The 7,783-nt window shown below is 66.2% G+C and carries 7 protein-coding genes and 2 pseudogenes; 4 read left to right on the top strand and 5 right to left on the bottom strand.

Annotated elements, in window-relative coordinates; translation table 11 throughout:
- Positions 1 to 171 precede the first annotated feature (171 nt).
- The 4 genes and pseudogenes from ACFY2A_RS29960 to ACFY2A_RS29945 form a co-directional block, all read right to left on the bottom strand.
- Positions 172 to 1,278 (bottom strand): hypothetical protein, encoded by a 1,107-nt coding sequence (locus ACFY2A_RS29960; protein WP_387176621.1) that lies wholly within the window; start codon positions 1,276 to 1,278, stop codon positions 172 to 174.
- A complete protein-coding gene (locus tag ACFY2A_RS29955; RefSeq protein ID WP_387176619.1) occupies positions 1,275 to 2,240 on the bottom strand; it encodes a DUF4365 domain-containing protein in 966 nt (321 codons plus the stop codon). Before ACFY2A_RS29955 ends, ACFY2A_RS29960 begins: the two co-directional genes overlap by 4 nt.
- A gap of 97 nt (positions 2,241 to 2,337) precedes the next feature.
- Positions 2,338 to 2,505 (bottom strand): annotated as a pseudogene (locus ACFY2A_RS29950) (NUDIX hydrolase); the annotation flags it as partial.
- Entirely contained in the window at positions 2,495 to 2,980 is a 486-nt protein-coding gene (locus ACFY2A_RS29945; protein WP_387176617.1) for a hypothetical protein, read from the bottom strand. The pseudogene ACFY2A_RS29950 and the gene ACFY2A_RS29945, both read right to left, overlap by 11 nt.
- A gap of 235 nt (positions 2,981 to 3,215) precedes the next feature.
- Here ACFY2A_RS29945 and ACFY2A_RS29940 point away from each other — a divergent pair.
- Positions 3,216 to 3,569 (top strand): annotated as a pseudogene (locus tag ACFY2A_RS29940) (transposase family protein); the annotation flags it as partial.
- A 114-nt stretch (positions 3,570 to 3,683) separates the two neighbouring features.
- Here ACFY2A_RS29940 and ACFY2A_RS29935 read toward each other — a convergent pair.
- Entirely contained in the window at positions 3,684 to 4,424 is a 741-nt protein-coding gene (locus tag ACFY2A_RS29935) for a group II intron maturase-specific domain-containing protein (RefSeq protein ID WP_387176625.1), read from the bottom strand.
- A 152-nt stretch (positions 4,425 to 4,576) separates the two neighbouring features.
- Between ACFY2A_RS29935 and ACFY2A_RS29930 the strand changes: the two genes are divergently transcribed.
- From ACFY2A_RS29930 to ACFY2A_RS29920, 3 genes are read left to right on the top strand one after another with little or no spacing between them, the layout of a single operon-like run.
- Positions 4,577 to 5,809, top strand: coding sequence for a site-specific integrase (locus ACFY2A_RS29930; RefSeq protein ID WP_387176615.1), 1,233 nt, complete (start codon positions 4,577 to 4,579; stop codon positions 5,807 to 5,809).
- Positions 5,806 to 6,783, top strand: a complete 978-nt coding sequence (locus tag ACFY2A_RS29925) for a tyrosine-type recombinase/integrase (protein WP_387176613.1) — start codon at positions 5,806 to 5,808, stop codon at positions 6,781 to 6,783. Before ACFY2A_RS29930 ends, ACFY2A_RS29925 begins: the two co-directional genes overlap by 4 nt.
- On the top strand, positions 6,773 to 7,777 hold the full coding sequence (locus ACFY2A_RS29920; protein ID WP_387176611.1) for a tyrosine-type recombinase/integrase: 1,005 nt from the start codon (positions 6,773 to 6,775) through the stop codon (positions 7,775 to 7,777). The genes ACFY2A_RS29925 and ACFY2A_RS29920 overlap by 11 nt, the downstream gene beginning before the upstream one ends.
- Positions 7,778 to 7,783: the final 6 nt, after the last annotated feature.

Raw genomic sequence — 7,783 nt, 5'->3', positions numbered from 1 at the left:
CCGCCGCCGACCCCCTACCCGACGACCTCCGCGACGCCCTCGAAGCCATCACCCGAGCCAGCCGACGTGCGCACTAACTTGAGCCAAGTCGGGTAAAATGCCCGCGCCCTCGATCATTGATGCGGGAAAACACGGCGTCTTTCTGTCAGAGAGGACGACTGCAACAGAACTTCAGGAGATGAAATTGAACCCGTCCCCGTCGACGTAGATTTCGGTACGACGGCTTGTTGGCACGATTGTTCCACTTGCTCGGACTATGCGGCGCGAGAGATGGGCGTCGACCGCCAGGGCGTAGCTATCGGGTCGCAGGCGAAGCCACACCGTCCGTTGCTCGCTGGCGGCGCTAGTGACCACTTCACCGCGTACTCGAACGCGCCAACGGTCATCGGTGCGCGCGTCGTCGTGCAAACTCTCCACCACGCCGGTGACGTGCGCCTGCCCTGAGGAATCAAGCCGCCACAAACGTTTTGCGGCTCTCCGCAGCACCGGGCCCGCGTGCGCGCCGAAGGCAATGGTCTTGGCCGGTGCATCGACTGGCAGCCGGCGTGCCCACCGAAATCCAATTTCGAATGGCTGCGCTCGTTCTGTTCCACCAAGAGCGCTCAGCGCCTCGCACAAATTTGCCGACACGCCGGCCACTACCGCTTGATCGAACACCGCGAGCTGGCCGTTCTGGGCGACAGTCGCGGTCGCGTCCTGCGCAGCGGCGATCGCGTGGAACAGTCGGATACTGCTGCGCCGTGAAAGGTTATCGCCGCCATCCATGGTCGTCTGCGGATCAGGCGGCTCGACCGGTACTCTCGTGGTGAAGATGTAGCTACCAGGCCTGGTAGGGCCGAGTTGCACGACGGCGAGCAAATCACGAACCTGTGTCGGGTGGTTGCCGCGATAGGCGAATCGCCTGCCCTCCACCTCCACTCTGCCCGCTAGCGCGAAAAGGCTTCTAATCCCTTCCAGCGCGCGCAATCCGGCCGTTAGGCTCACGAACCCGCTGGGTTGGCCATGGGGAAAAGTTCGGATCGATTGGGTGTCCACCATTGGTGAGCGAATGTCCTCGGCAATCTCGTGAACTGACCGGTCCTCCGCTTTCTCCAATACTTGCAGGAGTTCCCAGCTACGCTCCTTGGAGTCCCCCATCCCGTCTTGGGCAGGTACCAGCGCGCCGTAGCCCTCAGGGTGATCCCACAGCGATGCTCCGCGCCACGTCTCAGGACGTAACCGCCAGCCGGTCGCCGCGAGGTACGACCGCATGTCCGCCACGCGCAGCGTCTCCGTCACGGTGCGCTCCGAGGCGCGACTAGTTCGGGGTGTACAAGGCCGCGCAAGGTCGCGGTGGTTAGGACATTGCGCTTCGGCACCAGGACTCTCTTGCGCCGGTTGGCGTCTGGGTTCGCGACGAGCGGACCAGGCACCTGCGTGTAGTACGCGTGGTGACGCAGCAGGAGGCCGTCGTCTGCTAAACCGGTCAGACGGGAGCGGTCTGGGGGAACGACGATCACCACAAGGTACCGCGGAAAGGTGCAATCAGTGCAGGCGAGCTTGTTGAACTGTTTCTCGTTTAGGCGGTCGAAGGCCCAGAACTCGCCAGCAGCTGACGGTGTGGACCAAGACTTGACCTGAAGATCCACGCCTGGCCACGAACGCAACAACGGCGAATCGCTCTCGTTGTCGGCCGTGTGCCGGATCATGATGTCGATCCCGTCATCCACAACATACGAAAGCGCGTTCATGCCGGCAGCGAGCGCCAATGCTTGAATGTACAGCTCGGCATACGCGCCCTGGTACCTAGCGTCAGGCAAGCGCGCCGCCCTCCTCGCCAACCGATTGAGATGAGAAGCGTACAGCGTCTCGGTGAGGCTGTCAGTCCCTTCGATTTCAGCGGGTGCCGGATGTGCTGACCCTCGTGCCTGCGGTGCTCGACCACCTCTGGGCCGACGGTGACGGGCGGGCGAGCCCGACCTGATGCGGTTGATCACCGCACCGGAGACTTGGCCCCGTTTTGTAGGTATTCGGGGTGCTGGGGCATCGGCGGCGAGCACCGCCTGTCTCAGGCGGTTGTAAACGTACAGGCGGAGTAGGTCCCTTGCCGCTCGGAGTGGGTAGAACCGGCACGCCAGCAGTTCGTCGTCCATCGGTCTGAGGGTGGCGAGCTGACGGTCTTCTAGGACGCCGCCGTCGAAGATGAACATGAGGCTGTCGTCCCATGCCCCGTGGGGCGCCACCCAGTCCACCACGAGCATGGTCCGAATCCGTAGGTCGAGGCCAAGTCCCTCGCGAAAGCTCCCGTTCGGCGGCCTGGTGGGGAGGTTCGTTCACCTCGACCATTCCGCCGGGCAGGTCCCAGTCGGGCTTGTACCGCGGATTGACTAGCAAGATTTCGCCCTGCGCGTTGCGGATCAGGGCATCCGCGCCGACCCGCTTACGGGGCTGCTTCGCGTTGCCTTCAGCGAGATAGGCCTGCCATGCTTCTGGATCGCGCTCATAGAGCGGACGGTCATCGCGCATGTGCCTGTCCTGTACTAATCGCCGGGCGAAGCCCGCCCACGATGCCGATCGACGAATTCTCGCGGATGGTCTCGCCGATCCGCACCATCGTTGCCTGTGCTTGGGCCGAATGTGGGGCGTGAGGCTTGAGCAGCATCTCCACGTGCCGGAGTTGTTCTACGACCACGGCTAAGCTTAGGCCGGCGGCGCGTTCCAACACTTGGTGGGTGACGGCACACGCTTCATCGAGCAGCCCCCGTCCCAGCAGCGCCGTCACGAGCATGAGCTGGGCAAGCAAACGGCTCCTCACCCGCTCAGCGGCGTGCCCGGTGAGCGCGCCTTCCAAACGCCGGTGCGCCTCCGCGAGATCGCCGATGCGTAGGAAGCAACGCGCTGCCTCGATGGCGAACGAGGTCCCGTCGAAGGGGCTCAGCCACTTGGAGACGACGACCGGCGTTTCGGATAGGGCATGCTCGGCGTCCTCAAGCGCGCTCATCGACTCGACTGGTTTCCCGCCGATGGCCAGGCTGCGGGCCTGCATGGCCCGTAGCCGGGCTTTGAGCGGACCGTGTGATGGCGCCCTCCGCAGCGCCTCCAATCCACTGAGCCATTTTCATCGTGATCAGAGAGGCCTGAGCAGGCACGCGTGGGTGTGTCGCTGCTCCAGATAGGACGAAGCTCCCGGTAGGACAGCAGTCGACCAAGACGCACCGCCCAGCACGGGAGCTTCGTTGCTGACCTATCCTGCCAGCATCCCGCTGTCCACGCGCACCCTGACCCGCCTGACCGAACTGATCCGCGACCGACGCCGGGCCCTTGGCGGCCGTTGGCGGCGGCTGCCTGCGCAGCAGCAGGCGCTCATGGCCTTGGCCCACCTGCGCAACGGCGACACCCTCACCCGCCTCGCGGCCGGCTTCGCCGTGTCGGTGACCACCGTGTGGCGTTACCTGCGCGAGGCCGTCGACCTGCTCGCCGCCTACGCCGACGACCTCACCGCTGGGATGCGCCGAGCGGCCAGGCTGGCGTACGCGATCCTCGACGGCACCCTGATCCCGATCGACCGGGTCACCGACCAGAAGCCGTACTGTTGAGTCGGCACGGAGCGCGGTGCCGGTGTTGCCACCGGTCCGTTTCTCCGTGCCGCTCGCCGAACCCGGCGTGCGACTCTCACCGCACCGGGCTCTCCACGGTTTCTGCTGTCAGGCGTGGTTGAGGGGCCAGGGGTTGGGGATCGTGTTGCCTCGGTAGCGGTAGCGAGTGACCGCGACCGATGCCGTTGTGAACAGTTCGACCCCGTCCGCCGACAGTCGTTTCCACCGGCCGTCGTGGTCGGTGAGGTGTCGGCGGAGGTCTTTCCATCTCCAGCGGTGCAGCGTCATCCACCAGCTGGTCACCCGTCGCCACACGAAGTGGTCCAGGGCTTTGAGCGTGGTTTTGCATACCGCGTGCTTGAAGTAGTTGACCCAGCCGCGCATGATCTGGTTGAGCCTGATCAGCACGTCCCTGGGATCCTGCTGCGACGTCCTGTTCGTCAGGGCACGGATCTTGTCCTTCAGCTGTCGAATGGGTCGGTCAGCGATGAAGGTGTAGACGTACCACCGGTTCGAGCCTCGCTTGCGGCGCCACTGGATGCGGAACCCCAGGAAGTCGAACCCATCCGACATGTGCGTGATCTGGGTCTTGGCGGGTGAGAGCCGTAGCCCCAGAGGGTGCAATGTGCCGGCGATTTCCTCGCGCAGCCGGGTGACGTCGTCGCGTCCACCATCGACCAGAACGACGAAGTCGTCCGTGTAGCGGACGATGCGCCAGTTCGGTCGGCCGTATCGGCGGCGATGCGCCCGCCTGCCCCTGGTCGCCATCGACCCTCCGGGCGTCCACGGCTCCATCAGGTGCTCATCGAGCGCCGATAGGGCGATGTTCGCCAACAGGGGAGAGAGGATGCCGCCCTATGAACAGTGCTGGGTTATGCGCAGCGTCGATTCGTCTGGCCTGGTGAGGGCGGTTGCGGGGGTCGAGCGCTGCGCATAACGCGCCGAGGATCTGATCAGGGGCACGGCATGGTGCCGGGCCTTGTGATCGGAGGTCGGTGGCGATGGCGATGTTGTCCGTGCTGGTGGCGGGCCTGGACGCTGAGTTGAGGCGGCTGGGTTACAAGGAATCGACGTTGGTCTGGTATCGGGGCTGCTGGCGCAGGCTGGCGAGGTTCTTCGCTGTGCGTGGGGTCGAGGAGTTCTCCCTGGACGTGGCGATGGCGTGGGTCGATCAGGCGTGTGGTGGCTTCTTCGACAAGGAACGAGCGGGCACGCTGAAACCGACCGATGTCTACTTGTTCAGGGTTGCCCAGATGCTGGGCGAGTACGCGGTCCACGGGGCGGTGCTGCGCCGCTACTCGAGGTCGGTGAACAAGCTGGCCGAGCAGGACGCCGCCGTGGTCGCCCGGTTCCAGGACGGATTGCGGGCCGCTGACCGTGCGGTGTCGACCGTGCGGGTCTACACGACGGTGGCCGCGGAGTTCGTCGCGTTCACGGCCACCCGCGGTGGGCTGGCCCGGTGCGACGCTGGGATGCTCGGGGCGTTCGTGGCCACTTTGGCCGGATACCAGGCCAAGACCGTCGAGCAGAAGATGTGCGCGGTGCGATCGTTCCTACGGTTCGCCGCCGACGAGGGGCTGGTCGACGCCGCCGTGCTGGACGCGGTCCCGGCGGTGCGTTCCAGTCGGCAGGCCAGGATCCCGTCGGTATGGGACCCGGCAGACGTGACCCGGATCCTTCAGGCGATCGACAGGGGAAACCCGTGCGGGAAACGCGACTACGCGATCATTCTGCTGGTCACCAGGCTCGGGCTACGCGGCGTGGACGTCAAACGGCTTGAGTTCGCCGACTTCGACTGGCCCGGCAACCGGCTGACTGTGGTGCAGGCCAAGACCGGCCGCCGGGTGCAGTTGCCGCTGTTGAAAGAGGTCGGCTGGGCGGTGATCGACTACATCCGCCATGGCCGGCCGGTCTGCGACTGCCCGCAGGTGTTCCTGCGGCACCTCGCCCCGATCGGCCCGTTCTCCGAGCAGGATCATCTGCATCAGATCCTGGTCAAACACGCCCGGGTGGCGCACGTGCCGGTCAGCGAGAAACGCCGCCACGGCATGCACTCACTGCGACACACCCTGGCCACCCGGCTGATGGAGGACGGCACCCCGATCGAGCAGATCGCCGACGTCCTCGGCCACCAGTCCGTGCAATCGACGGGCGTTTATCTGAAGTCCTCTTTGAACCTTCTGGCCAGGTGCGCCCTGGACCCGGACGCGCCCGGGCGGGAGGCGTCACGATGAACACCGACATCACCATGGCCGCCGCGATCACAGCGCTGGTCGAGCAGCAACGCGCTGTCGGCTACAAGTACGCCGCCCAAGCGCGGGTGCTGGCCCGGTTCGCGGCGTTCTGCTGCACCGAGTTCCCCGGGCTGCACGCGCCCACCCAGGCCGCGGTCGAGGCCTGGATTACGGCCGCCCAGCAGCGCGGCGTCACCCCGTCGACCCTGCGGACCCTGGTCGCGCCGGTGCGCCAGCTGGCCCGGTGGCTTGGCCGCCGGGGCGTGAACGCCTACGTCCTGCCCGCCGGGGTGCTGCCCAGACCCGCCCGTTACATCCCGCACATCTTCACCGACGCCGAACTGGCGGCCCTGTTCACCCAGACCGACCGCTGCCACTACAACTCGCAGGTCCCGCTGCGGCACCTGGCCATGCCGGTGCTGTTCCGCACGATCTACGCCTGCGGGCTACGCGCCTCCGAAGCCCGACTACTACGGGTCGACGACGTCGACCTCGACACCGGCGTCCTGCGGATCCGCAACGCCAAGGGCGGCAAGGACCGGCAGGTGCCCGTGTCCGCGCCGCTGCATGCCCGGCTCGTCGGCTACCACGCCCAGGTCGCCGGCTCGGGCGGGGACTGGTTCTTCCCCGGCACGGCCGGAAAACCGCTGACGCTCGGGAACATCGACAAGAACTTCCGCCGGTTCCTATGGCAGGCCCGCATCTCCCACGGCGGTCGAGGCCACGGCCCCCGCGTGCATGACCTCCGCCATACTTTCGTCGTCAACAACCTGCGCTCGTGGTTCGCCCACGGCCACGACGTCAACGCCCTACTACCGGTCCTGCAAACCTACCTGGGGCATTCCTCGCTCGCCGACACCGCCTACTACCTGCGGCTGACCGCCGAGTCCTACCCCCACATCACCGCCCGGATCCAGCACGCCCTCGGCGACGTCGTCCCACCAGCCGCAGCCGGGCCAGGCCATGGCCACTGACTTCGCGGCCTTGCTGCACCGCTTCCTCACCACCCACCTGGCCGGGCTACGCGGCTGCTCACCCCACACCATCGCGTCCTACCGGGACACATTCAAACTCCTGATCATCTTCTTCCGCGACGACCGATCCGTCCCACCGGAGAAACTCACCCTCGACCACCTCGACGCCACCGCGATCACCGGGTTCCTCAACTGGCTGCAGACCAGCCGGCACAACAGCGCGTCAACCCGCAACCAGCGCCTCGCCGCGATCAGCTCGTTCCACCGCTGGATGCAGACTCAGGACCCCACCCGGATGGCCCGCTGCCAGGACATCCTCGCCATCCCCGCCAAACGGCAGCCACAACCGGCCGTCAACCACCTGACCGTCGAGCAAACCCGCCGCCTGCTCGCCCAACCCGACCGGACCACCCGACCCGGCCGCCGCGACGCGACCCTGCTCGCCACCCTCTACGACACCGCAGCCCGGGTCCAGGAACTCGCCGACCTCACCGTCCGCGACATCCGCCTGCAACCACCCGCCCTGGCCGCCGTGACCGGCAAAGGCGACAAGACCCGCCACGTCCCCCTCACCGACAACACCACCACGCTCCTGCGCGCATACCTCGCCGAGCACCACCTCGACCAGCCTGGCCACGACGACCACCCGGTGTTCTTCAACCAGCACCGCAACAAACTCAGCCGCGGCGGGATCACCTGGATCATCCGCAAATACCAGGCCCAGACCGCCGACCCGGCCCTCACCGACGCCGAGATCAGCCCCCACACCCTGCGCCACAGCAAAGCCATGCACCTCTACGAAGCCGGCGTCCCGCTGCCCTACATCCGCGACATCCTCGGCCACGTCGACCTATCCACCACCGAGATCTACGCCAGAGCCTCCACCGAAGCCAAACGCAAAGCCCTCGAAGCCGCCTACACCGACATCGTCACCGACGACCTACCCGAATGGAACCACGACCCCGGACTACTCAACTGGCTCACCAACCTTTGACCCGGG

It is taken from the genome of Micromonospora sp. NPDC000442, from assembly GCF_042898635.1.
Classification (GTDB): Bacteria; Actinomycetota; Actinomycetes; order Mycobacteriales; family Micromonosporaceae; genus Micromonospora.
Note: the sequence above shows the minus strand (reverse complement) of the source record. Positions and strands in the feature narration are given on the sequence as shown.

What these genes read in the sequence shown, in the direction of transcription:
- ACFY2A_RS29930 (WP_387176615.1), top strand. Translation starts at nt 4,577, where the DNA reads ATGGCGATGTTGTCCGTGCTGGTGGCGGGCCTGGACGCTGAGTTGAGG.
- ACFY2A_RS29920 (WP_387176611.1), top strand. Translation starts at nt 6,773, where the DNA reads ATGGCCACTGACTTCGCGGCCTTGCTGCACCGCTTCCTCACCACCCAC.
- ACFY2A_RS29955 (WP_387176619.1), bottom strand. Translation starts at nt 2,240, where the DNA reads ATGCTCGTGGTGGACTGGGTGGCGCCCCACGGGGCATGGGACGACAGC.
- ACFY2A_RS29945 (WP_387176617.1), bottom strand. Translation starts at nt 2,980, where the DNA reads ATGAGCGCGCTTGAGGACGCCGAGCATGCCCTATCCGAAACGCCGGTC.
- ACFY2A_RS29925 (WP_387176613.1), top strand. Translation starts at nt 5,806, where the DNA reads ATGAACACCGACATCACCATGGCCGCCGCGATCACAGCGCTGGTCGAG.